The organism is Paracoccus sp. AK26 (assembly GCF_011801365.1).
GTDB classification, from domain to species: Bacteria; Pseudomonadota; Alphaproteobacteria; order Rhodobacterales; family Rhodobacteraceae; genus Paracoccus; species Paracoccus aerius.
Window position 1 is genome coordinate 1,452,598 of record NZ_CP041041.1, and the last position, 24,653, is coordinate 1,477,250.

Consider the following 24,653-nt stretch of genomic DNA (forward strand, 5'->3'; position numbering starts at 1 on the left):
AAGGCGCCGCAAGGCTCAAGCTGCTGTATAGATCAGCTTGCCACCGGTCAGCGTCACCCCTCCGGGCAGGGTTGCGCCCTCGTTGACCACAGTCACGCCCGGCCCGGTCAGGTCTTGCGACGGCAGGCCGGCCGGGATGACGATCTGCGCCGTGGACGCAAGCGTGACCGTGGCAGTCACGGTCGGATCGGTCAGGCCGTCCCCAACAGAACCTGACCGGAAAGGTTGCAGGGGCGTCACGCCCATCGAGTTGACTGAACCGATGGTGATGTTGTGCTTCGTCTCCGTTCCATCTGGCTTCCGAAGCGGCTGGACGGTGAAAACGTCGCCTGCTTGAGGCGTGCCGACCACATCGTCAAACCAGACCTTGTAAGTCTCTGCCCGTCCTGATGCCCGCTCGACTGCTGCAACGCGGCCTGTGAAGCCGCTGATGCTGCCAGTGACTTGCTGACCGATGTGCTTATAGACGAAGCGGATCTTTTCTTGACCTCCGTCCGAGGTCGTCACCTCCACGCCACGCCGGAACTCCAGCTTCCCGCCGATAGTCAAGGCGGCTGTGCCGGTGCCGTCCCAACCGACGCGCGCCCGCTGGCCGCTGACGACGAGGGACTTGCCCACAAGGACGGTGCAATTCGGCCCCAGCAAAGCCTGCGCCTGCCCGCCAGCGTAAAGGTCCAGATTGGAGGCTGCACCTTCCAAGGCAAGCCGGCCGCCCACCGCTTCGACGGACAAGGGTTGATCTGAGGCGCCGACCCAGACCTGACCCGCCTTGCGGATGATCATCTCGGCGGCATCAGACAGGGCGCCGATTTCCAGCTTGCCCGAAACCACGTCCAGCAATCCGCCATTGCTTTCCAGAGCGGCAATGTCCGCATTGGTGTTTCCGAACCGCACGAAGTTTCCACCCAGATCGACGGTATCTGCGATATTGGCACCGGGCAGGTCTTTCGTGGACCAGTTGTAGCGGTTGTCCCAACGGAAGCCTTCGATGCGTGGGTCAGGATAGAAGACCAGATCGGCAGGTGTGGTCCGTGAGGGGATCGGCGTTCCAAAACGATCTTTGGTCCAGCGGACTGCCTCGCGGACAATGTTGCCGATGCTAGACGCTGCGGCGACGTGCGCCACCAGTTCGGGGATTGTGCCGAAGGTCTTGCCCAGCTTGATCCCTGTGAAACGCTGGATTGTCGTTTGATCCAAGACCACAGGATCAATGCCTTCGACATTGCGGGCAGGGACAGACGTGCTCCACTTCCAAGCCTGGGTGTCTTCAACCAGATGAGGAAACTCAAGGTTGACCCCATAGGCCCAGCTTCCATTCGGTTTGGCCGCCATCTCTGCCGGGTCGTCAGGATTGGCTCGGTGTGCGATTACATTCCCGACCATTGAAGACTGTGGGCCTTTAACGTCGTATCCCCAGTTAAATCCGCCTTCTTCATAGGCTACGCGCCTATAGCCCGCCGAAAAGGCGACGTTATCGAGGAAGTTATTGAACTGGTCCTGGCCGGAGAAGCTGTTGATGGCTGCTTGGACATTGTTGTCCACCATCAGGTTGCCTTCGGCTTGTAGACCGGATCGCATTTGGAAACCACCCGCCGCTGCCCGAGAAAGCAGGCAATACCGGACGGTTACATCCAAGGTGCCAGTTTGAAGATAGACGCAGTGCGAATACTTGCTGACGGGATGCGGCATGGTCGCATCACCGTTATAGTCATAGCCATCTTTCCAGCCCGGATGATCAATCTCGCAGGAGTCGATCAGAATGCTGTCAGTTTCGAACGCATAAACACCGGCAACGTGGTTCCCATTGGCCAGCCATTTGCCATTGTCAATCTTGAGCGGAAAATCCTTATAGGCTGAAAGGATGGTGGCTTCTCTTATTGTGAAGAACGTCGTCCATTGGAAATCGACGCTATAGCCTACGTCGATATGGTCGTAGATGGCGCCGTATCCAAACCAAGCCTGCAGGGACTGGTGGTTCCCGGCATACATCCTGACAGCCTTTACGTCCTGAACCACGGAGTAGGGCAACATTACGGAGTTGCTCCATATCCTGACAACCGGGTCAGCGCCCGTGCCCCATGCAGCAACCTTGACAGGGTGAAGTTCGTCCTGACCGCCAAAACCACCCCAGTCCAGGTTGGTATAGTCATAGCCGCGCTCAAGGAACCAGTGATCTGATCGACCATTGACGCCGATGCCGGTTCGCAGCATTTCATGCATGTTGGCATTGATGGCGGTCTGCTCTGTTCCGCCATACTGAGGGCGAGTCAGCAGCCATTGTGCCGTGACAACGCTTTCCGCAACACCGGCATCACCGGCGATTTGCGCCTTGGTCAGCGCGGTCGGGGACTTGGACAGATACCATTTCCGATGCTTCACCCCCGGCTCGCAGATGAAACGGTCATCCACCCCCAACGGAAGCCACATATGCTCGCCAGAGGGGTGACCGCGCTTCTGCGCTGCTGCCTGCACGTGGATTTCAGCCTGGCCCCCGCCCGCAATGGCGGCCGATAGGGTCTGCGCCGTAGTAGTGTCCATCAGGTTCAGGGTGGTCTGTCCGGGGCCGCGCGGCGCTGCGCGTCCCGCCGAAGGCCCGGTGATCTCTGCCTCAAGGATATTAATCCGCGCCCCATAGGCCGCGAACTCAGCAACCTCCTGCGGCACCCCATGCGCAGCAATCTCGCGCACAGGACCATTGGGCAGCAGGCGGGCCTTTGTGAGCTTGCCAATCCAGCGAGTGGGCGGGGTCAGATAGATCGTTTTCATCATGCACTCTTTCTAAGATGCGCCATAACCATAACCCCCTGCCCGGTCACAGAAGGGGTAACACCGAAGATCCTTTCCGCAGCAGCGGTCGTTTCCTTGAACGCCCCAAGCCACATGCTCATATCCGTTCTGTTCGATGCGCGCTTGTCGAAGATCTTCGTCAAACCGCCCGAGACACCCGACACGAAGTCGCCATCAGACCCCGGCTGCATCAGCGCCAGCAGGATGACCTGATCGTCAGGCTGCGTATCGAGAGCCTTGACAGTCATTGGCGTGCCCGCAGTGGTAGCCGCACCGCCCCAGAACATGTGCGCAAAATGCGTCATGCCCTTGACTGCGAAGATCCCGAAATGGTGAGCGCCGGAAGAATTGCTCGTGTACTTGATGCGAAGGGTTGCGGCACCACCTTTCGGGATCGCGGCAGACAGGATCGCGCCGACGCCCGAAACCGACCCGCCCCTGCTTAGGTGGTTGTTCAGAATATATTCTGTGCCGTCCGTGATAATCGACATGGAGTCGTAGAAGTTCCCCGCGCGCAGGCCCGCCACGTAGATTACCTTGCCGGGGTCAGCAATTCCGAGGTCAATGGGAATATCGCGGGTTACATTGCCTTGGTTGGGACTCGTGTAATCGGCGAGATAGGTCATGCCCTGAAGAAGCTGCGTGGCTGCAACCGACATGCCCGGCAAAGTGAGGATCGTCTCATTCTGTCCGTCAATAGCGGTGATCCGACCGGCAAGGGTCGTTCCTTCATCGGCAGCTTGCTTCGTATAGCGCTCAAGCGTAGCGCCGGGAATGGGCGTCCCGTTGCGCAGGTGCTGGAAGTTGAATTGCACCGCGCCGATCTCGCTGGCCCAGCCGCCATGGTCGATGATGAACACATCGCCGTCGCGCGTATACTTCGGGTCAATATACGGCTTCGGCCCATCCGCAAGCGCGGTCGCGTCGATAGCGTATGTCTCCGCGTCTTCCACGGGTTCGATGATTTCAAAGTCCTGCGTGGCGGCAGTCATATTGTCGATGCGATAGGTCTGCTCCGGTGTCACGGCCAGATCAGGCGGCGCAGGCTGCACGTTCTCGATGACCGCGCTGTAGGGGGACCACCCTGCCTTGGTGGCGCTGATGCTGACGGGCTGCGTGGTCGCGGGGGTGAAGCGCCACTCGTTTGTGGTGCCGACGCGGGTAGCGGTCAGGGTAGAGCCGCTTTGGGTGATCGACAGGTCTTGCGCTTCAATGAGGACGTTGAAGGTAATGCTGGCCTGCTGGCCTGCGGTGAGAGCGGGGGGCGTGGCGGTGATGGAAGGCTGAACGGTGACCGTGATCGGGTCCGACCAGACAGTGATTTCGCCTTGGCTGTTCGACCAATGGACGCCGCCTCGGATTTGATCGCCTTCCACCAGTCCAGGCTTGCTAAACGTGCCGCCGCTTTGCCCATCCTGCACCTCGTCATTGACGCGCCAGAGGCGAGAGGAGCCGGGGGTGGGAATGCCCGTTGCAGACCCAATATTCAGGGTCCAGCTATCAGCAGCCGTAGTGCCTCCGGTGATGGCGGGGGGCGTCTGGACGGAGGGGGCTTGCGTCGTCTGCGCCACAGCGAACAGGAACGTGTCGCTGACAGACTGCCCGGTGCTGTTCGTGCCCGTAACGGTGATGTCGAGGCTGCGGACCTGGGCCGCCGACAGAACGAGGTTGCGCCCGCTGATCGTCGCCCCGTTTGCGGCAGGGCTGACGGAATACGACGCAACACCTGCGAAGAAGTCGTCCAGGGGGATCACGACGTTCGCTGCGCCGAAAGCCAAGTTGCGATCAGGCAGAGGCGTCGTGACAGTCGGGGCCACCGCGTTGACCGTCAGAGCGAAGGTCAAGGGCGTGCTATCGCCGCCGCCGTTTCGCCCGATGATGCTGATCGTGGTCTGGTTCAGCGTGGCGGTCGGGGTGATCGTCAGCGTGTTGCCGGACAGCGAAAGGTTCGCATTGGCCGGGGTCACGACATAGCTGTCCGCGCCACTGATCTTCTCGGAAAGGTTGATCGTGTAAGGCCCGCTGCCGACCTCGTAGACCCGGTCCGCAATCGTGCCGATGATCGACGGCGCGGAAGGCGGAGCAGCGCCGATGACTACTTGGCCCTGTGCGTTCAGGACAGTGATGGGCTGACCGTTGACGTAATAGGCCGTCGCGCTGTCCAGCAGCGCACGGTTGATTGTGCCGATGTACGCCATATCAGAGGCTCCCCGGAACGATCAGAACGTGATCGTTGTCCCGCCGCTGCCCAGCCGGGAGGGCAAGATAGACCTCGAAGTTGGGCGCAGTGATGATCCGCACCAGGCTGGCGTTCTTGGCCGCTTTGATATTATCGGCGCTCGTGACCTCCAGGTCGTTCAGCAACGCGGGCAAGGCCACAGGAATGAAGATGCCCTTCACATCGAAGACCTTGTTCACGCCCGGGTAATACCCCGCGAACGTCCACGTGGTCGCGGCGTTGCGTCCTTCGCCATTCACGATCAGGCTCAGCGACCACTGGCCGTTTGCGTCGGTCGTGGTGCTTTCCTCGCTCGTGACGATGCGCGTTCCGTCCTCCCAAGCGTCAGTGCCGACAAGGGTGGCGACGATTGTGCCGCCCTGAACTGCGTTTCCATCGGTATCCTTGAAGATGCCGCTGATCGTTGCTGTGCTGGGCATAGTCGCTCCATATGAAAAAGCCCGCCAGCGGCGGGTTGGGTCAAGTCTAGTTGTGGCTTGGTTCAGATGCCGAACACGGCGTCTATCTGCTCGTCCGTCAGGCCGAGGTAGTGGCCGGCGGCGATGACGAAGGGGTTGAGGCGATCGAACTGCGATGCGCCTTTCAGGTCCATGATGAGGTCGAACTGGTCCGCCGGCGGCAGGCTTCCGACCATAGGCTGCAATTCAGGCGGCACGTCACCATCCAGCAGGATCATCCCCGACGATGGCTGGATGATCCCGGTTTCCGGGTGGCTTACACGTTTTGCGAACTCCAGCCGAGTCAGGCTAGCCCCTGCCCTGCGGGCCTGCTGGGCGCCTTCCACTTCCGCGGCAAGGTCAGTCTGCGTGCGGGGGTCGATCCACCCACCGCCGTCCCATTTGGCCCACGGCCCAGGCTTCTCTGGCAGTGCTATCCACTCGCCGCTCGCCCAATCATATCGGTATTTTTCGTCTTCGACCCAGTCGGGAACGGGAGAAACCACGTCATCGTCGCCCACCAGAAGTGCCAAACATTCCGCATCGGTGCGCCCGGTCCCGATGACAATGGCATTCTCCGCGCTCACCACCGCGAAACTGACCATCTTGTCGTCATTTGTGGGCATTGAACGCTCCGATGAAACAATGGGTCAGGTCGATGAATTCTCCCGATGCGACAGGGTTTCGCATGACCTGCAACCTGAAGGTGACAGGGCCAGGGCCCGTATCCACGTCAATGAAGGTGAACTCGTTCGGACCAGCAACTTCCTCGCCCGGCGCCTGCCTGTAAAGCGAGTACATCCTCGCCTGGACGCCATCCCGCAGCAGCCGGATCTTGCCCGCCAGATCGGTAAAGGTTCCAGCGGCAACGTCTGCCCTGAAATAGACTGGCATCGGCCCGCCGCGCCCTTTCACGAAAGAAAGGGTGCCGACATTCGTCCACGACGATGTTGAGGAAACCCGGAATGCCGATGCCCTGTAGAAATTGGGGAAGGACGTGACCGCCTCGCCTGCAATCCTGATCCTGTCAACAGCCAGTTCCCTGATATTGGCGCGCGTGATTTCACCGACGCCGACCGTCAGGTTTGCCGCTTGCAAGCTGCTGAAACGACCCAGCATCGCCCGCACTTCCGTCGAACTGAACCAATCGGCGACCGCCCCGCCCGCGACGACGAGATTGGCCGCATCCATCACCCGCAGTTCCGGGTATCCGAACCATGCGCCGCCATTGTCGCCTGTCGTGACGCGGCGGTTGGCAAGTTCCAGCGCCATCCATGAGCAGCCGGATGGAACGTCAAACTCCCTGGTCAGTTTGGTGGCGGTGGTTTTGACCCAATCCGTCTGCGCCGTTGCGGTCGGGGATCCCGCCGCTTGGCCTTCCGTCTCATAGAAGAACAGTCGCGCCCCCGCCTCACGCCCATTTGTCAATGACCGAGCCGTGACTTCAAGCTTGACACGCTTGCCGGGCGGAACAGCGACCTTGCGGGTAAGAGTGCGCGCGTATTGTTGATTGTTGGCACCCAAGGTCAGGATATGCTCACCACCCCAGCCAGATACGCCTATGCCGCTGGTCGTGGCAGTGGTGGTTCCAAGAATGCCGGACGTGGCGACCCATGAATTGTCTAGATCCTTGTATGTCGGATCTGGGACCATCGTGGGAAGCCCGACAACAGCCACGGCGCCTGCATAAAGCGTGCCGGGGGCAATGACCTCCCGGGCGTCCAGCTTGATGATGGATGTCGGGCGTTTACCCGATCCATCTGCCGCAATTAGATCAATCAGCGCCACCTGACCGCCGGCCTTGGCTTCGATCAGATAGCCTGCGCTTGCGTTGCCCTTGAGGTCCACAAGGGCTGATCCCTGCGTGCGGATCGCAGCAGAAGTGCCGTCTGCCCCGACTTCCAACTGTTCCAGCAGGACGCCGAACGCCGTGCCTGCAAGGGCGTCCACATCCAGCCCCTTGATCGACGTGATTTCACCGGACAGTTCACCCGTCAGGCCTTTCGCTGCCGTGATGTCGTCAATGCGGACGAAAGCCACATCGGTTGATCTGTCCGGCAGATCTGCGGGGTTCGAGTAGACCCCGACCCGCAGCCACACTTCATCGGACAGCGCCGCTGGCAGGGTGTAGTCAACTGACAACGTCTGCCACTGGTTGCCCGCCGTGGGGGTCAGCAGGGTCGCCCCCAATCCGCGCGAAGCGGTCCAATCAGCGCGAACAGATGCGAAGTTTGCCCGCAAGCTGCCGGGGGTCGATCCATTTGTGCGCATCTTGACTGTGATGCGGATCGTCTTGCCGGGCGTGTATTCCGTCACCGCCTTGGACATGATGCGGATCGTATCGGTATTGCCCGTTGGAATGCGGACAAAATCCCCGACGCCTGTCTCCGTCAAGTAGGAAACGCTGGAGTGCAGCCCGGTTGTTGTCTCTGGGTTTCCCGATGTGTTCTGCGTCCAGAACTCCGCTTGATTTCGCATATCGGACGGGAAAATGCGGCCGGCAAGGCTGTTTGCCCGCGCCGTCAGCGTCCCGATTTGAGCAGCCCGTGCAGCGGTTTCGTCAACGATCGCCTGAGCATTCAGGGAGATCGACGCCTCAAGGTCGGCGGCAGCGGAATAATCCTCCAGGCGCACGCGGAAGAACCTCATCGTGCCGCCCGTCGTCACCAGCCAAGCTGGCGCCCAGTCTCCGGTGGCAACCGACACCTCGAACTTGAGGTCAATCTGTTGCCAGCCGCCCGTGATCGGGGCTGACTGCGCCAGGACCGCCTGTGTGTCGCTGACGAACGCCATGCGGGCCGTAGCGCCCGTGCTGACCCATACCCAGCCCCGGATGCGGAACGTGGATCCTTCAAGGTCTGCTCCGGTGTAGGCAGGCAGTTCATATGCGCCCGGTGCGCTGATCGTGATGCTGCGCCCAGTTTGGCCTGACGGAACGGCCGTTCCGGTGATAGGGGCGGGTGCCCCAGTCAGGGGCGTCCATCCCCCCAAGCTGCTGTCCGCGCCGTCTGTCTTGCGGATGTAGCTGGTGTTGCTGACGGACAGTTCCAGCAGGTTCATCCGCTGCTGAATGCCCTGATCCGCCGCCGTCAAATCCGTCAGCTTCCCGACGAAGCCTTCAACAAGCGCGTCGTGATCTGACCGAACCTCATCAGCTCGGTCGAGAGCATCCGCAGCAGCTTTCTGCGCCGCCGGGATCAGGGCGAGATCGCTCTCGATCTGTTCGCGCAGATCGGCGTCCCAATCCTCCCACGAAAAGCCGACATCCGGGGTGGTGACGGCCTTCCATGCGGACCAACCCGACTTGGGCGTCAGCTTCGAGAAAAGCCGGGCCTGAAACTCATAAGCGATGGCAGGCAGGACATTGAACGAACGCCATTGCTGCGCCTCGTTCCAAGCCCGTTCCGTGTCCACGACAATCGCCGTCTGTCCTTGAACCCGCGCCCGGATATGGATGTGCGTGACGCCGGCTTCTTCTCCGGTATAAGTCGCCAGCACATCAGGACGCCGTGCTTTCGTCGCCTGATCGGTGATGACCGCAGGCGCGACATTGAACCCCTCTGCATCCTGCACGAACGGGCGTGGGTTCTTCGGCGGCGTGATGACGACCGGCTTCTCGAAGTCCGACGACCAGTCGTAATCCGCAGGGTTCACTTCCCGCAAGCTGACAGCGACGTTCATCCCCGGCGTCTTGCTGACGCTCTCTACCATGAACAGCTTGTTGCCGTAACCGTTGCGGTCGCTGGTCCAGGAGATCAGGTCGATGCCCGGCTCAAGGCCATAAGCGTCCGGCGGCAGGTGGAACTGATGCCGGCGCATCCGGCGGAAGTCCCGCATTTGCGACCGCATCAGGCGCTGCACCTGGCGGGCGTAAGGCACGGCGCCGTAGGAAAGCGATGTCGGCAGATACTGCCCGTCCTCGGCCTGCGCGTCCGTGTCGATGTATTCCGGCGCGTCCTTGGCAGTCCATTTCTCGCCCGGCTCGGGATAGGTCGCGCTGATGGCGTTGAAGGTCTCGCTGACCGGATAGAACGGGTTGAACGACTGACCTTCGGAGATCAGGATGTCGCCGTCAGTGATGGACAGGACCGCCGATCCGGGAAGCCCGACGATGGGTTTCAGACGCCCGCCAACCTCGGCGAAGCGCATGTTGGCAGCCTTACCCAGTTCCTCCAGTACGCCCGCAGGCTCCATGTCGGCTGCGACCTCCATCCCGCAGCGATAGCGGGGCTGGGTGCCGCCTCCAGCCAGCGTGACGGTATCATCGCATTCGTTTGCCGCTGCGGTCCACTCCGCTACCGGCAGGCGCCAGGCCGCGAGGTTCTTGCCGCCGAACACCCACTCGGCGCCGTAATAGATCCCGCGCGTGATGTTATAGGCGATGACGGCCGGGTTGCGGGTCGCCTCATACTTCGAGCGGTTGCCCCAGCGGTGAGGCCCTACCCCGCCGTTGGTGCTGTCCTTGCGCCAGTCATACAGCGGCAGGGGCGCGGGCTGGAACAGATAGCGCGGGTAGCTGGTCAGCGAGTCGCTGTCGTAGCGGGTTGTGATGATTGCATAGGACTTGCCGCGCCCAACCATCGCGTCAGTCCAGGGGTAATCTTCGTCGTCACCGAAGATGAACTTCAGGTATGGGTCTGCCGCCGTCTGCGTGCCATCGACAACCTTGACATAAATCCGGTTGCCGTCATCGCTCATGTTTGAGAGAGGGCGACCGGCATCGATTGTGCCACCGGGGAGAGAACTGCCTTCGCTCAAACCTGTCGTGGTTTCGGGGCTTCGTGTCGGATAAACGAACGCCCGTTGACCAGGGACGAACTCCCCCTTCTCGTCGTTGACCCACACCGCATCCAGGCCTTGAGGTATCGCCGAATACTCGATGACTTCCGTGATGAAGCGGGTGTTCTTCCCCCATGAGCCGATGTATTTCCGCTGCCCGGCTGTGACATACTCTCCAACGATGAACCGCAGGGGCAGTTCGTCGCCAATCTCTACGTCGAACTTGACGTTGGCCTGCACCCGCTGCTGCTCAGGACGGAACAGCACCTGCCCAATGATAGAAGCCCCCAGGCCAACTGCCGCGTTCGCAATCGCGAAGGCCGTTGCAAGGCCGATGTTCGCGTTGACCGCAATCCAGGTGGCGATTGCCGATACCGGATCGGCATGGGCTGGACTGGCCGCTGAAATAACAGCGGCTGAGAGCAGGAGGATTTTCTTCAATCTCAGTCTCCGACCCGGAAGGCCCGATAAGCCGCATCCCGCGGCAGGCGCCCGTGGCCCTGATCGGTCATCACGACAAGGCCAGATGCATCGAACATGCAGACTCCCTCGCCCACTGCCCCGTCAGAGGCGACAACGCCAAGATCTCCGACACGCGCCTGCACCGGATGGACCTCCGGGAATTGCTGCGCCATAAAGTCGCCCAAGGTTTCCACCCCGGCATCGCGCAGCAGCCTCGCGGCACCCTTGGCAGTCCGATACCTGCCCCGATAGGGCGCGGCCACGTCCTCGCCGGTCAGGGCCAGCACGATGCCAGCAGCGAAGCCGATGGCGCAGTCATGCTCACCCCAGACGAACGGATCACGGCGCTGCCGGTCCATCTCTGCGGCCAGGCGCGCACGCCAATCGTCAAGACGCTTCATTCTGCTTTATACCACTGGATGCTGCGGGCCTTGATCGCGCCCGAATATTCGCTGAACCGATCGCCCGACTGCCGGCGCTTCTGGTGGCTGTCCGAGGACTTTGCCGGGTTGACCGCCGTCAGTTGAGCCATCAGGTCCGATCGGACGCTGAAACCCATCTGCCCCTCTCCCCCGACTTCCGGCGTGGCGATCAGCACGTCATCGATCACCCCCACCCATAGAAGTTGCGGCTGACTGGCAAATGCCCCGCCCACCCAGCTTGTCGCGTGGACCTCGCAATAGGCCAGCCGCACGTCATAGCCCCGCACGAGCTGCTGCGATGCATCTGCGATCTGCGACAGGCTCACGGTGACGGGGTTGTCCGTCAGGTCGGCGACATACTGGATGCCATCGACCCGCAGATTGCACCCGCCCAGGTAGGGCCGCGTCGTAAATCCGCCCTCGGGACTTTCAACCTGCTGCGAGATGTCCTCGTCCCCGGACCACAGGCCCATCGTTGCTGTTGCGCCGGTATCGCGGTTTTTGCCACGGACCCAGAAGAAATAGACCGGGGCAATGCCCGCGTCTCGGGACGCCGCCAGGGCGGTTATCAGGTTGGGGTGAAGGATCTGCATAGCTTACGGCTTCTGAAGGATGGTGATGGAGGCGCCGTCGCCCCAGCTGCCTTTGAAGCTGGCAAAAGGCGTGTATTCAGCCACGATTGCGCGGAAACGGGGCTGTATCAAAACGACAGGGGATCCCGGCCCAACGCCGAACGGCAGATAAGGCCGCAACTCGCGACCGCCTAGAAACCCCGTTTCGCTGGCCCTTCCGCCTTCCGCGAATTGCCCGAAATAGATGCGCCCGTTGCTATGCCGGATGGAGATATAATCTCCTGCCGACAGAACAAACCCGGCGGGCAGGTTTTCCAGGCTGATGGAGCCTCGTTCGGGGCTGATGCCGCCGATGGCGACGTTATCCAATCCTGCGGTGACGCCCGATGCTGGCCCCTTGTAATAAGGATCAGCCCAGAGGAAAGGCCTGCTGACCCCGTCCAAAGCATAGACCTTCGCGTTGATCTCCCGCGCATGGGCTGCGTCGTGGGCCGTCAAGGCATAGGACGCCCCCCAAAGCGGGGTCGCCATCTGCGCCGCCCAGAACCGGCCGTCGCCGGAACCGGACATTTCATCGAAGCGCCGCAGTTCCAGCGGAATGCGATCTCCAAGCAGGCACTTTGCCAGGAAGTCCAGAGCGTAGGGATGCGACAAAGCCATTAGCGGTGCCTCGGCTTGGCGTTGATCTTCTGGACGCGGGCAGGCATGGAATTGTTGATCTGCGCACCCATCCGTGCGGACGACTGATCCGCCACGTCCCTGACGTAGGCTTGCAGGTTGCCGCTCCTGTCCACCGTAACGCCGACAGTGACGTGGACGCCGCCTGCCGATCCTTGGGTAGAAGTGCCCCGGTGAAGTGCCTCCAGCGCAGGAAGGCCGATCCGCTGCACAGCCGGAGCTGACATGACATATTCGCCTTTATGGACGAACCCGCCGATCTGCGAGGGGCTGCCCGATCCGGTATAACCGCCTGACTGAAAGCCCAGGAGGCCGCGCAAACCCGACCAGGCCGCGCCGAGGATCCCGCCGCCGCTGCCACCGGTGGCGAGGGAGCCGGTGTTGAAGAGCGCGGCCTCGAGCGCCACCTTGGCGAACATCTGCGCCACATTCGCCAGCACGTCGGTGAAGCTGTTGCCCGCGACGATCGAATCAAGCAGCCCCTGCTTGGTGCGCTCCTGCATGTCGGCCATCAGGCGCTGCGACTCGGCAACCCGGCCTTCCGCAATCGCGTGTTCGTTGGTGGCGATGATGTCGGCGCGCTTGGCCTCGCCCAGGGCCTCGATCGCCTGCCGATAGCTCATCGAGCCGTCGGCCAGCATGGCGTCCAAGTCTACGTTGCGCCGCTTGGCATCCGCTAGCAGCATCATCACCGTGCGCTGCTGTTCGACTTCCGCCGTCACCTGGGCGATGGCGCGGGCTTCATCCTCCTCAGAGAGGCGCTGCGCCTTGATCGCCGCGATCTGCTCGGCCTGCCGGGCGGTCAGCTTGGCCTCTTCTTGCTGCGTGAGCAGGTTCTGCGCCAGCTGGGCGCCATATTCCTGCGCCTGCTTTGCCAGGCGCTCGCGCTCGCGGACCTGGTCCTTCAACGCCTGGTCAGCCTCGCGCTGCAGCTCTGGATCAAGGCGCGCGATCGACTGCTGGCCAAGCGCCTGCTGGATCACGGCCGGCGACACGCCGCGCAGGCCCTCCCATTCGTTGCGCAGGCCTTCGACGCCCTGCGGCAACCTGCGGCGCACCAGTTGGGTCGCCAAGCGGTCCTGCATCTCACGCGAGAAGAGTTCGTCGCCTGTCAGGCCCAGTTCCTTCATCAGGCCTTCGAGGGTCCGCCCGGTGATCTGGTAGCGGCCAAGCGCGGACGATCCCGCCCCGTTGCCGTACAGCGCCCGGTTCTCCGGGGTGCGCATCTGGGCCTGAAGCGCCTGGATCTCGCGCAGGGTCATGTTGACCAGGTTCTGCGGCCCGCCCGTCCAGCGGCCGTTGTCCAGCGTGGCGTTGTAGTCTCCGCCGCTTTCCCGGCTGGCGATCAGGTCCAGGATGCCCTTCTGGGATGCGGCCAGATCCTTGCCCCACTGCGTGAGGCTGGTCCCCGTGGCGGCCTCGACCGCTCCGTCCAAGAGCTGCGGGAAGCGCGCCTGCAGGCGCTTCTGCATCGCCTGGAACAGCTCGTCATTGGCAAGCGCCAGCTGCTGAGTCTTGCCGATCTCGGCGTCGATTAGCTTCAGCCGATCGTTCCAGGCGCGAACTGCCTCCCCGTTGCCGCTGCGGATCGCCTCATCGAGCGCCTTCTGAGCGACCTCGCGGTCTTGCGACAGCGCCTTCAGCTTGTCGGTGTCGGTCTGGTACTGGTCGGTGACCCGCTCCATCTCGCTGCGGGTGGCCCGCAGCTGATCCTGCGCGGCCTGCATGACCGCCTGGATCTGCTGGGACCATCCGGCCAGGAAGTCCTGGTCCGCGCCGGCGTTGCCCGACATCTCGCCAAGGATCGCCAGCAGGTTCTCGCTGTCCCGGATCACCGCGTCCAGGCTGTTGGCGCTGTTCGTGCGGTTGATCGCCATGCGCAGACGATCGGCCTGTTCGGCCGTGGCGCCGGTCTTGGCGCGCAGCCGGTCCATGGCCCTTTCCTGCTGCTCGAGGGCCATCCGCTGGCGATCCGCGTTCACTGTGCCATCCCACTGAACAGGCGCAGCGGCCGGGTTCAGGTCGGCGCCCAGGACACCGCCGAGCGCGCGGGCGGCGCCCAAGGCGTCCGAACGGGCGCGAATCCCCGCCATCAGTGCAAGGGTGCTGTTTGCCCGCTGCACCTCGTCGGCCAGATCGCCATAACGCTGCCGCAGCACCTCGATCGGAGCAGCTGCCGCTTCGGCCTTGGCGGTGTAATCGTCTGTGGTCTCGTTCAGCTTCTTGAGCCGATCCTCAAGCGTCTCGCTGTTGGTCGCCACGCGGTAGAGAGCGGCACCAAGCGGCACGGCAATGGCAACGCCTGCCCCGGCTATGGCGCCCCACGCCCCCATCGACCCCAGCAGCTGCGGCGCCTGTTGCGCGAACGCCTGCGCGGCCGAGGTGCCCGCCTGAACCTGCACAGCGAAGTCACCAACCTGCCAGCCCCACTGCTGCGCGCTGTTGCCACCGCCGGCGAACTTCCTGCCAGCTTCTTCAACCTGATTGGAGGCAGAGTTGAACTTCTTCGCCGCGGCACCGACCTGGTCGACGTACTGCTGCTGCGAGATCGCCCCGATGTCGAGAGCGCGATCAAGGTCCTTGACGGCCTTCTCATAGGTCTTGGCAGCCTTGTAGACGGGGTCATAGGACCGCGCCAAGCGGTCCAGTTCACGCATATGGGCCCGGGCGGCCTGTGTATCGGTCACCCGGCCTGCTGCGTCCTGGAACGCCTTCTGCGCTTGCTCCCCGCGCTTGCGGAACTCGGCCACGATCCGGTTGGCATCCTTGACCAGCTGCGCGTCGGAAAACCCGGCGGATATGACAAGGTCCGGTTCGGTCGCCATCAGAAGCCCTCAATCCCCAATTCGCGCAAGCGCTCGATGCTCATGGGCTTGTCCTTGGGGCCGGTGTCCCAGCCCTGCGAGCGGCCATAGCCGTCCAGACATGCCATGAATTCCCACGGGGTCATCTCGCCCACTTGGGCAGGCGAGAACCCCATCACAGCCCCTAGTCCGTAGTAGGTGCTGAACTTCCACTTGCCGTTTGTTCGGTCCCCGGTGTCGGCTTCACCGGCATGGGCTCCCCCACGGGATCATCCGCCGGCCCATAGAGGCAGTCGCCCAGGATCTCGAGCGCGGGAGCCTTGAAGCGGATGAAGACGCCGTCTTCAAGAACACGATCAACGAGTTGGACCGCCTCAACCTTGCCCATACCGCCACCGATCAGGCCGCAGCGGAAAACCTCGCGCAGATCGTCCACCATCCACTGTCCAGCAGCAATCCTGTTGGCCAGGTGTTCCGCCCCGCAGTCGGTGCGCTGCTGCAGCGTGCGCAGCTGCTCGATGCCGAGGCGGAAAGGATGCTCCCCGCCCGGCCACATGATAAGACGCGCTTCCATCAGGTCTTGTCCGTGAACTGGACACCCTTCTGGAACTGGATCGACAGCGACTGCAGCACCGGCTGGCGATCAGTGTTGCCGATGCCGGTGATGTTGTGCGTTGGCAGCATGGCGATCCCGTCGATGTATTCGACCTCGCCCGCCTCGGCGCCGACGAAGTGGAAGCGCAGCGGGATCTTGCGCTGATCCCGGGCCCAGCGAAGGATCTTGTCGCGGTTGCCCTTGGCCACCTGGGCATTGATGGTCGCGCTGACCGACTGCGCCCCGTATTCCCGAACCACCTGCGGCGGCAGCGTCCAGTCGTTGCAGGGCGCGACGGTCGTTTCCGACATGGCGTTATTGATCGACAGGTCGATCGAGGTCGCCCCACAGAAATTCGTATAGTCAGTCGGCGCCTCCGGATCGAGTGCGGCCATCACAATGATATCGCCGCGGTAGTGCAGCTCGGGAAGCTGTTCGTCAGCCATGTTTAGACGTCCTTCTTGCTGGTGTCGGCCGTGGCCGAGGTGGATTGCTTCCTTGCGACCCGGGTGGCGGCGCCGGCCTTTTCGGCACTGGCAATGACCCACTCCGGGCGACACTGAGGCTTTGAGTCGGGCCAAAGCCGGATCGAGACCCCTTTGGTGGTATCGGTTGCATCGTGAACTCGATGGACGATAGCCTTAGCCATTCCTCCAAGCCTCTCTGATTGCAGCGCGAACTCTGTCCCGGATCTTCTTGCGGAACTCGGCCCGCTTGGCTTTCCAGGCCGGGTAGAAGGTCGGACGGGCCGGCAGGCCGTGTTCGGTTCCGAATTCGTGGAACCGGAAATAGAAGCCGTCGCCCGCGCCGGCATAAATCCTGATCCGCAGGGTTGCGTACTGCTCGCCCTGGTTCTGCCCGCTCCGGATCTCGTCGATCATGAAGGTACCGGGCGGTAGGTCGCCCCAGGTCCAGCCGATCGAGCGGAGCATGTCCCCGCTGTCCGTGGTGAAGGTGGCGCGCACCAGGTTGCGGATGTATTCGCAGACCTCCTCGGCACCCTCTTCCATTGCCTGCCGGGCCGCGTTGACCGCAACATCCGGAATTTGCTTTAGCTTGGCGACGATGCGCGGGTTAAGCTGGGCCATCGCTGTCACCAAGGATTATTGGATGAAGAGTGTTCTATACGTATTGGGCCTGAGCTTGTTGCCATTCCCCGCTGCCGCATCGTTCCCGAAATGGTGTGCAGAGGCTTACAAGGCTGGCGATATCGCCACAGCCGAGCGGATGGCTAAAAGCTTGATAGGCCAGACCAGAGGGTACAATCGGGAGGATGCGGTTGCAGGCATTGAATGCCTGACCCGTTTTACTGGCGAGGCCTACACCTATCATCCACAGAGCCGGCGCTTCCTATCCCCTTCCGACCGCGAGGAACAGGCGGAGAAGGATCTCATTGAAGCTGAAGAACGCAAAGCAGCCTTGGAGGCAGAAGCCGAGCAAAATCGCCTCCTCGACGATCTCCGCGATAAAGCTGAAGCCGCGCAAGCCGGACGCCGAGAGGCCGTAGCGTCCCGGCTGCAGGAAGCATGCACCAATCTTTACGCCCGCCAGCCAGACGAAACTATAACGAACAAGGTCTGCCTGGACGTCTTCTGGGAGATTGGCCTCCCGGACTGATCCTCACCTTAATCTTCGACCCGCCCCTCGACCTGGACGATGCCGTGAAACGAGCCGTGCGGATCATCCATCACGCGGGCCAGCGACACATGCAGCGGCGGCATCTTCAGCCGGGTCGTGTCGTGCCAGCCATCGAGCGCCTCCCAGACAGCATCGGTCAGGGCCTCGCAGGTGCCTTTGTCGCTGTCGGTCCAGATGTCGATCTGCACCGTCCTGGCACGCACCCGGATGTCCTGCGACAAGTCAGGCGTCCCATAGGACGCGCCAAGTGTGGCATAGGGATAGGGCGTACTGTCCAAGGCCTGGTCATAGACGCGGCCCTCGAAGGCCGGCACCTGATCGTCGACGCGCGCAATGATCATCTGGCGCAGGATCTCGCCGCCGCTCATTTCCGCCGCCCCTCGGCCTGAAAGACTACGAACGCCCTGTCATCGGTCATCCAAGGATTGCCCTTGATCTCGAAGACACGATCCGCCGTCTCGACCCGCCATTCCGACGTCATGCGTTGGGTCAGCTTGGAGGCGCGGACCGCGATGGTTGCCGGGTCCTTGGCTTCCATGCGGGCCTGCTGGAAGGGCTCGCTGCCCGGGCGGTGCTGGATGTCGGCCCAGACCGTGCCTCGCGTATCATAGCGCTGCACGATCTTGCCGTTGGCGTCCTTCAACTGGATGGGCTCCTGGATCGTGATGCGGTCGCGCAGGCGGGCGGTTTTCATACGCGCCACACCCGAAACGGCGAGATCATCGCGTCCACCTCTGGCGGCACGCCCCGCCCGTCGGAGACGCCACCTCGGTTGTTGTAATAGAAATCGACCAGCATCAGCGCGGCCTGTTTGATGGCGGGAGGGACGTCCGACACGTTGCCGAACCCGGCGGTGATCGTCACGTTGACCGGCCGGCCCTGCACGCTGCGAAACTCAATTCGGTCGGTGTCACGAACGACATAAGTGGCATCCCCGCCCGCTTCGTCGGCGAACTCGGCCGAGATGCTGGACACATCTGGGAATGGGAAGCGCACCGTCCCCGCGCCGCCGTGGATGGTCCGGCGCCAGGATTGGGTCAGGATGCAGCGCCCGAGGACCCCACGATATCCATCCAACCAGGACATTGCGGCATCGATCGCGCGCTGCAGGACAGGGTTCTCGTCGTCACCGTCCACGCGGCATTGCTGCTTGGCCTCATTCAGCTCAATCAGCTGGCCTGCAGGCGGCGTGACAAGAACCCAGCTCATCAGGCTTTTGCCCCTTTGCCATAGACGGTTTCGTCGAGGCCCTGACCCGCAAAATCCGCATCTCCCGGTCGGCGGCGCTTGGCGTCGTTCCAGTCGATCGCGTTCTGCTCGCTGGTCGTGCCGCCACGGGGATTGGCGTCGACGCTCTCATGCGAGACATCAACGGCACTGGTGAGCTCCGGCTCGATGATCGCGCCCGACGGCTGATCCAGTTCGGTCGCGGGCGCAGGATCAGCCACGCCCTGGGCGGATGCAGCGGCTTCACCAGCAGTCGCGCCCGCTGCCTTGGTCCCGGTTGCCGGGGCAGCAGCGGCCTTAGCCGCTTCGTCCTTTTTCTTTGCCATGGTGACGGCTCCTCTGTTTCAGGGATGAACCAAGGCCCCCAAGGGAGGCCAAGGATAGATCAGGCCGCAGCCATGCGCAGGGTGCGCAGAGCCTGCGGATCGAGCAGACCGCCGCCGACGCGCTTCGTGGTATAGAAGTGCACGTAGGGCTTGTTGGTGAACGGATCGCGCAGGACGCGGACACCCGTGCGGTCAACGATCAGGTAGCCGCGCTTGAAGTCGCCGAACGCGATCGGATAGGCCCCCGCCGCGACGTTCGGCATGGCAGCCATTTCGGTGACCGGATAGGCCAGCAGGGTCTGCGGTTGACCGGCGCTGAAGGATGGCTGCCACAGGTAGTTGCCCTCGCCGTCCTTCAGCTTGCGCACGCGCGCGAGCGATGTGCGGTTCAGCGTGAAGCGGGCGTTCTGGGCCAGTGAGCCGGGCAGGCTGTAGACCAGGTCGATCAGCTCATCGCCGGTGACTTCCGTTGCCGACGCTGCGGTGATTGTCGGGATCGCCCCGAACGGATGGGCCGCTGCATTGGCCGCGCCTTCGGCATGGGTCAGGAAGCCGGTGGGCTTGTTGACGCCGTTGCCCGCCACGAAGGCCAGACCTTCCTGGTAGGCAAACTCGTTCTCGACCTCGTTGCCGATCCACGCTTCCAGATCGACGGCGGAGTCGTCCAGCATCTGCTGCGTGGCCGCCGGGTTGGCATAAATCTCGCCCGGTACGTAGTTGACCACGCCGAAGTCCGGGGTGTTGGTCTGCGGGCGGGCTGCCGTCTCGCCGACCCAGCCGGAGCCCATGCCACGGTTGTTGAAGACCTTCTTGAACCCGGCGGTCGATATGGTCTGGGTCGAGGCGATCTGGCGCATGGGCGAGATTTCGACCAGCTTGCCGGTGATCGTGCGGTCCCATTCCACAGGCGCCAGATAACCGCCTTCCTCGGCGGTGCCCTTGTTCAGCGCGGCCTGGACATCGCCCTTGCGGAAATGCGCGCTGAAGGCCTCAGTGTACTCGGCATCTACCGGCCCGGTCACGCCCGGCCCGCCCAGCTGAAGGGCCGTCATCTGCGCGGCCTGCGCGTCCACCGCCTTCTGCAGATCACCCAGGGCCGCGTTGATGCGCTCGACCTTCTCGGCCTTGACCACATCCTCCTGACCCTTCTTGAGGGCTTTCAGTTCCTCGGTGTGCTCGGTCTTGAACGCCTCGAAGGTCCGCTGCAGGTCCGCGAGGATCGTCTTCGGATCGGTGGCGCCATCGGCGCGCACCGCAAGAAGGGGGGCGCTCGATGCCAACATATTCAACTTCATCATGCCCATAGGTGTCTCCTACCGCTTGAGCGTTTCGGTGAGCGACCGCGCGAGGGCGGTCCAATCGTCATCAGCATCGCGCATGATGTTTCCGGCAGCGTCGCGCTTGCCGGTCTTCATTTCCGCAATCAGGGCCTTCGCCTCGGTGGCGGACTTTCCTGCGGCAGCCATCAGGGCGCGCTCGATGACGCGCTCAGCAGCAACGGGCTTCTGGCCGTCGGCCGAGACCCTGTTCTTGACCTTGGCCGGATCGAGCTTGCCGTCCGCCAGACCCTTGGCAATCGCCGTGGTGGGATAGAAGGACGTGCCGTTGCCGCGGTGCCGGTCCATCCAGTCCGCTGCCACCTTCTTCTCGACCTTGGCCCGGGCGGCGTAGATCTCCGCCATCGCGTCATCGATCTCCGCCAGGATCTCTCCGACCTCTTGGGTGTCGAACTTGTTGCCGATGACGATCGCCGAGGCGTTGTGCACCATGATCGAGGTGCCGTCCCCCATCAGGATCTCGTCGCCCGCCATGGCAATGACCGAAGCAGCCGAGCCAGCCATGCCGACGATGTTGACGGTCACCTTGGCCGGGTGCAGGCGCAGCTGGTTGTAGATCGCCAGCCCGTTGAAGAAGTTACCGCCGGGCGAGTTCAGGTTGACCGTTACGTCCCGCCGGCCGATCGCGCGCAGTGCGCCGCCGATCCGGCGTTCCGTGTTATCGACGGCCGTCATCGGATCGATGCCGATATAGCCGTAGATCGTGATGACCGCGTCGGCATCGTCTTCCGCCGACACCAAGGACGGATCAAACGACTGGACGGCCTCCGAGGGCAGTTCGAAGCCGAGCGCTTCGACCCTATGGAAAGCCCGGATTTCAGGCAGTTCGCGCAGGCTCATCTTTCTCGTTCCCTTTTCCGATCGGCTTTGGCAGGTCATCGCGCGGCGCGAGGTCCATCCAGCCGCGAACCTCGTCCTGGTGCAGCCAGGGCTGCTGGTTGTTGACCGACAGGCCCTTGGCGAAGAACTCGGCCTGGTCCTTCATGCTGCCCCGCAAGAGGGCCGCCGCATTGAACTTGGCGTAATACTCGTCCTGTTCGCGGTCGCTGAGCAGGCAGCGCCAGATCGCCTGCTCCCAGGCCTCGAACCAAGGATTGAGACCGTACCGGACGAACATCTGGCCCAGGACGTCGATGCCGGAACCCCAGGACGTGTCGTCGACCATCAGCAGCGGACGCGGCACACCGAAGACCCGCGCCACTTCCTCTACCTGGTGGCCACGCATCTCGTGGTGCTGGCTGCCTTGGGCAGTCTGCGAGAAGGGATGGGCTTCCATTCCCTCCTCGGTGATCAGCCACCGGTGGGCGTTTGCGGCACCCTCCCGCTCTTCCATGCTGGCCTTCAGCCGCTCATAGGCTTCCTGCGAGAGCTTCTTGCCCTGCGCCATCCGCAGTTCGCCACCGACGATCATGCCGTTTCGGAACAGGCGGGCGGCGGCGCGCTCGATCTGCAACGCCAAGCCGATCGCTTCGGCTGCCTGTTTCAGCAGGGACCGGCCGCGCAGCCCGTCGGTCGTGAACCCCCGCAGGTGGAACACGTCGCGGGCAGGCAGTGTCCGTTGCCCACCGTTCTTGGGCGTGAACTTGTAAACGACCGACAGATCATCCCGCTGCTCGACCACCGTTCGGCGTGGATCCATCGGCAGGAGGCCAATCACCTGGTCGCCCCGACGCACCTTGGCCGCGAAGGCATCGCCCTCGGTCAACGCCCAGGTCTGCATCAGCTGCCGAAACTCGAACGCTGTCTGCCAGTCATTCGGCTTGCGGTGCAGCACCCGGAACAGCGGGTGGTCCGTCGCCTTCTCCAGCTGCTGTCCGTCCCGGTGCAGGTGCAGCGGCAGCATGGCGATCGAGTACGAGATCAGCGACACGCACCGGAAGACCGCCGTGTTCTTCAACGCCGAGTCGGGCGTGACTGAGGCCCCGCTCTGCGTCACGCCTCCGTCGCGCAGGAATTGCAGCAGGTAGGGATCGCTGATGCCGTCGAAGAGTTGACCCTGATCCAGAGCCTGCGGCTGCGCAACCGGAACCGCACCGGTGCCGGCATCCCGACCCGAAAAGCCTAGCCAGCCAAGGATACCCATCACACCATCCTGATCCCGCGCGTCTCATAGACGGACGGGCCTTGGGCTTCAGGATTGCCCGACATCAACATCGAGGCGTTGAAGGTCGCCATCAGGGCGTCGATCTTCGCGCTTCCGGCTACCTGCTTTGTCACGACGTATATGCTTCCCTTGAGCTCTGTTTTGGCGTTGCCGACGTTCCACGCCATCATTTCGCTGGCTCCGTGCGCCATCCTGCCGTCCTTAAGCCGGCGGGGCAGGCTCACGACTGCCTGCTGCAGCTTCCAGCCCTGCCCGATGCTGATCCAGCGGCTCTCGTCGAAGCCCGCGAGATCGAGGCCGTCCAGCAGTTCGTCGATGCCGGCAGCGTCCAACCCGATTGCTGGGCTCTCCGTGGGCAGCAGGCTCGCCTCCTCAAGCCGCTCGATGATCGCAACGGCGCCGGCGACATCGTCTCCCACAGCCTTGCAGCGTGTCAGATCGCCCGCCTTCTCGAAGTCCAGCAGGCGCGGCGCGATGTCCTTGCGCTGCTCGAAGACCTCGTCGAAGGCCCAGACGTGCGCCCAGTGAAGCCACTTTCGCGTCTCGCGCTCTCGGCCGATTACGGCCAAGCCGAAGAGGTCATCCAGGCCGCCGCCGTCCACCCCGACGACGCAGACCTCGGACCGCTCGATCAGAGCGTCCAGCGTCAGCGTCCTGTCGCCGCATTTCGTCCAGTGATCTGCCCCAGGCCACCGGTTGGCATGCAGCCCCAGCCCGATCTCGATGTTGAGGTGCTGGGAGGCCCAGCGGATTTCCTCTTCGATCCCCTTTTCAACCGCGCCCTGGTAGTCCTGCACCAGGCGGTCGATAGTCACCGACCGCCCGAGATTGGGCAGGACCATCGGCCAGACCTTCGGATCACGCCAGACCTTGGCCTCGGACCGCTGCATCTCCTCCGGGAACTCGTAGAGGATCGGCAGCATGCGCACGCCGTTGGTGATCGAGCCGTCCCGCACCCCGCGGGCATACTGCAGCTCGGCCTTGAACACGCCGGCCGGCGCGATCTCCGACTGCGTGGTGATGATGATCAGCAGGCTTTCATCATTAGTGATCATCCCGCCCCTGATCTGCCCGATCACGCGAGAGGCGTGGTTCATCTCGGCCATCAGGTGCAGCTCGTCAATGATCGCGAAGGCCGGGATGGAGCCGGTCACAACCTTCGGGTCGAAGCTCTTGATCTTCAGCTTGGCGTTCATGCGAACGCCGGTCTCCTCGTCCTTGTGCAGGTCGAGGATAGTCTTCTTGTGCTCGATGACCTTGAAGCGTTTGCGCAGGTAGGGATCGGCATCGATCATACCGGCCGCCTGCGCAAAGCACTTCTCGGCCACTTCCTGCGTCGGCCCGATGATCACGCCATCGATGTTCGGGCGGCAATTCATCAGGAGCGCAATCAGCCCCAGGGCCGCCGCATTGGTCGTCTTTGAGTTCTTCTTCGGGATGAGGTTGAAGATCTCACCCACGAAGCGCTTGCCAGTTACCGGGTCGATCGAGCCGAAGGCGGCCCGCACGATATCCCGGATCCAGTCGCCCCCTGCCTCCGCCATTGTCGGCTGGCCCGGGATGTCCGGCACCCGCAGCAGGTTGAACAGATCGACAGCCGCATTCGCGACCACATCATCAAGCGGTAGAGCCGGGATAGGCGTCTGTCCCTGGCGCAGCTTGTCGGCCCAGTCCGGGCAGGCAAAGGACACGCCGTCGAGCGGCATCAGTGTCGGCCCTTCAACCGGCTGAAGATGTCGCCGTAATTGTCGGGCACCTTCTGCGCCTCCAGGACGGCCTGCTCTTTCTTGCCGAGCGGAGCGTCCTGCGCAGGGTCGTCGTCGTCCTCCTCGACCGCGCCACGATTGCGCGGCGCCGTCGGCGCGGTGTCCTCGTAGCGATCGAGAAGGACCTTGACCGAAGGCACGTGCCCCTCACGGGCGCGACGGTGCAGGATGTCCAGCATCTCGCCGACCATGAAGACCCGGCCCGAAGACAGCTCACGGGAAAAATGCTTGCGCAACGTCTTCGGATCGATCCCCATATCCTCAGCGATCATCTCGTGCGTCCAGCCGTCAGCCGCACGGCGCGACACAAACGCTTGGTTTTCCTTGTCTTTCTTGAACGACTTGCGGCCGCGACGATCCCGCATCGGCGACAGCGGCTGGCCGAACAGGTCAACCTCCTGTCCGGCCGGGGAATTTTCGTGATCCACAGGAAAAAAATCTCCGACTGAGGGGGACGCGGGTCCGGGCCGGACAGGCCCT

At 62.9% G+C, this 24,653-nt stretch carries 22 protein-coding genes; 1 reads left to right on the top strand and 21 read right to left on the bottom strand.

Features of this window, described 5'->3' with window-relative positions:
- Positions 1-15 precede the first annotated feature (15 nt).
- From FIU66_RS07160 to FIU66_RS07215, 12 genes are all read right to left on the bottom strand, one after another.
- Positions 16-2,769 (bottom strand): hypothetical protein, encoded by a 2,754-nt coding sequence (locus FIU66_RS07160; RefSeq protein ID WP_167622054.1) that lies wholly within the window; start codon positions 2,767-2,769, stop codon positions 16-18.
- Positions 2,766-4,985 (bottom strand): hypothetical protein, encoded by a 2,220-nt coding sequence (locus FIU66_RS07165; RefSeq protein ID WP_167622055.1) that lies wholly within the window; start codon positions 4,983-4,985, stop codon positions 2,766-2,768. The genes FIU66_RS07160 and FIU66_RS07165 overlap by 4 nt, the downstream gene beginning before the upstream one ends.
- Before the next feature lies 1 nt (position 4,986).
- Complete coding sequence (locus tag FIU66_RS07170) at positions 4,987-5,445, bottom strand: carboxypeptidase regulatory-like domain-containing protein (RefSeq protein ID WP_167622056.1); 459 nt, start codon at positions 5,443-5,445, stop codon at positions 4,987-4,989.
- A 62-nt stretch (positions 5,446-5,507) separates the two neighbouring features.
- A complete protein-coding gene (locus FIU66_RS07175; RefSeq protein ID WP_167622057.1) occupies positions 5,508-6,068 on the bottom strand; it encodes a hypothetical protein in 561 nt (186 codons plus the stop codon).
- Positions 6,069-6,075: 7 nt separating this feature from the next.
- Positions 6,076-10,683: a phage tail protein gene (locus tag FIU66_RS07180; RefSeq protein ID WP_167622058.1), complete on the bottom strand. Its 4,608-nt coding sequence runs from the start codon at positions 10,681-10,683 to the stop codon at positions 6,076-6,078.
- Between the two features lie 2 nt (positions 10,684-10,685).
- Positions 10,686-11,105: a hypothetical protein gene (locus FIU66_RS07185; RefSeq protein ID WP_167622059.1), complete on the bottom strand. Its 420-nt coding sequence runs from the start codon at positions 11,103-11,105 to the stop codon at positions 10,686-10,688.
- Complete coding sequence (locus FIU66_RS07190) at positions 11,102-11,719, bottom strand: hypothetical protein (protein WP_167622060.1); 618 nt, start codon at positions 11,717-11,719, stop codon at positions 11,102-11,104. Before FIU66_RS07190 ends, FIU66_RS07185 begins: the two co-directional genes overlap by 4 nt.
- A 3-nt stretch (positions 11,720-11,722) precedes the next feature.
- Complete coding sequence (locus tag FIU66_RS07195; protein ID WP_210254087.1) at positions 11,723-12,358, bottom strand: hypothetical protein; 636 nt, start codon at positions 12,356-12,358, stop codon at positions 11,723-11,725.
- A complete protein-coding gene (locus tag FIU66_RS07200; protein ID WP_167622062.1) occupies positions 12,358-15,201 on the bottom strand; it encodes a hypothetical protein in 2,844 nt (947 codons plus the stop codon). Before FIU66_RS07200 ends, FIU66_RS07195 begins: the two co-directional genes overlap by 1 nt.
- A 163-nt stretch (positions 15,202-15,364) precedes the next feature.
- Positions 15,365-15,754, bottom strand: coding sequence for a gene transfer agent family protein (locus tag FIU66_RS07205; protein WP_167622063.1), 390 nt, complete (start codon positions 15,752-15,754; stop codon positions 15,365-15,367).
- On the bottom strand, positions 15,754-16,221 hold the full coding sequence (locus FIU66_RS07210) for a hypothetical protein (protein ID WP_167622064.1): 468 nt from the start codon (positions 16,219-16,221) through the stop codon (positions 15,754-15,756). The genes FIU66_RS07205 and FIU66_RS07210 overlap by 1 nt, the downstream gene beginning before the upstream one ends.
- 195 nt (positions 16,222-16,416) lie before the next feature.
- Positions 16,417-16,863 (bottom strand): HK97 gp10 family phage protein, encoded by a 447-nt coding sequence (locus FIU66_RS07215; RefSeq protein WP_167622065.1) that lies wholly within the window; start codon positions 16,861-16,863, stop codon positions 16,417-16,419.
- Positions 16,864-16,885: 22 nt separating this feature from the next.
- Here FIU66_RS07215 and FIU66_RS07220 point away from each other — a divergent pair, with 22 nt between their 5' ends.
- The gene (locus FIU66_RS07220) at positions 16,886-17,392 is read left to right on the top strand and encodes a hypothetical protein (RefSeq protein WP_167622066.1); all 507 of its coding nucleotides are present in this window, start codon (positions 16,886-16,888) and stop codon (positions 17,390-17,392) included.
- Positions 17,393-17,400: 8 nt separating this feature from the next.
- Here FIU66_RS07220 and FIU66_RS07225 read toward each other — a convergent pair whose 3' ends face one another.
- From FIU66_RS07225 to FIU66_RS07265, 9 genes are read right to left on the bottom strand one after another with little or no spacing between them, the layout of a single operon-like run.
- Entirely contained in the window at positions 17,401-17,781 is a 381-nt protein-coding gene (locus tag FIU66_RS07225) for a DUF3168 domain-containing protein (RefSeq protein ID WP_167622067.1), read from the bottom strand.
- Positions 17,778-18,107 carry a phage head closure protein gene (locus tag FIU66_RS07230; RefSeq protein ID WP_167622068.1) on the bottom strand — a complete coding sequence of 110 codons (330 nt, stop codon included), beginning with the start codon at positions 18,105-18,107 and terminating at the stop codon, positions 17,778-17,780. Before FIU66_RS07230 ends, FIU66_RS07225 begins: the two co-directional genes overlap by 4 nt.
- A complete protein-coding gene (locus FIU66_RS07235; RefSeq protein ID WP_167622069.1) occupies positions 18,104-18,622 on the bottom strand; it encodes a head-tail connector protein in 519 nt (172 codons plus the stop codon). Before FIU66_RS07235 ends, FIU66_RS07230 begins: the two co-directional genes overlap by 4 nt.
- Positions 18,622-18,966: a hypothetical protein gene (locus FIU66_RS07240; protein WP_167622070.1), complete on the bottom strand. Its 345-nt coding sequence runs from the start codon at positions 18,964-18,966 to the stop codon at positions 18,622-18,624. The genes FIU66_RS07235 and FIU66_RS07240 overlap by 1 nt, the downstream gene beginning before the upstream one ends.
- Before the next feature lie 59 nt (positions 18,967-19,025).
- Positions 19,026-20,270, bottom strand: coding sequence for a phage major capsid protein (locus tag FIU66_RS07245; protein WP_240544633.1), 1,245 nt, complete (start codon positions 20,268-20,270; stop codon positions 19,026-19,028).
- A gap of 9 nt (positions 20,271-20,279) precedes the next feature.
- Positions 20,280-21,143, bottom strand: a complete 864-nt coding sequence (locus tag FIU66_RS07250; protein WP_167622071.1) for a head maturation protease, ClpP-related — start codon at positions 21,141-21,143, stop codon at positions 20,280-20,282.
- A complete protein-coding gene (locus FIU66_RS07255; protein WP_167622072.1) occupies positions 21,121-22,386 on the bottom strand; it encodes a phage portal protein in 1,266 nt (421 codons plus the stop codon). The genes FIU66_RS07250 and FIU66_RS07255 overlap by 23 nt, the downstream gene beginning before the upstream one ends.
- Positions 22,386-24,113 (bottom strand): terminase large subunit domain-containing protein, encoded by a 1,728-nt coding sequence (locus FIU66_RS07260; RefSeq protein ID WP_167622073.1) that lies wholly within the window; start codon positions 24,111-24,113, stop codon positions 22,386-22,388. The genes FIU66_RS07255 and FIU66_RS07260 overlap by 1 nt, the downstream gene beginning before the upstream one ends.
- Complete coding sequence (locus tag FIU66_RS07265) at positions 24,113-24,601, bottom strand: hypothetical protein (protein WP_167622074.1); 489 nt, start codon at positions 24,599-24,601, stop codon at positions 24,113-24,115. Before FIU66_RS07265 ends, FIU66_RS07260 begins: the two co-directional genes overlap by 1 nt.
- Between the last annotated feature and the right edge of the window lie 52 nt (positions 24,602-24,653).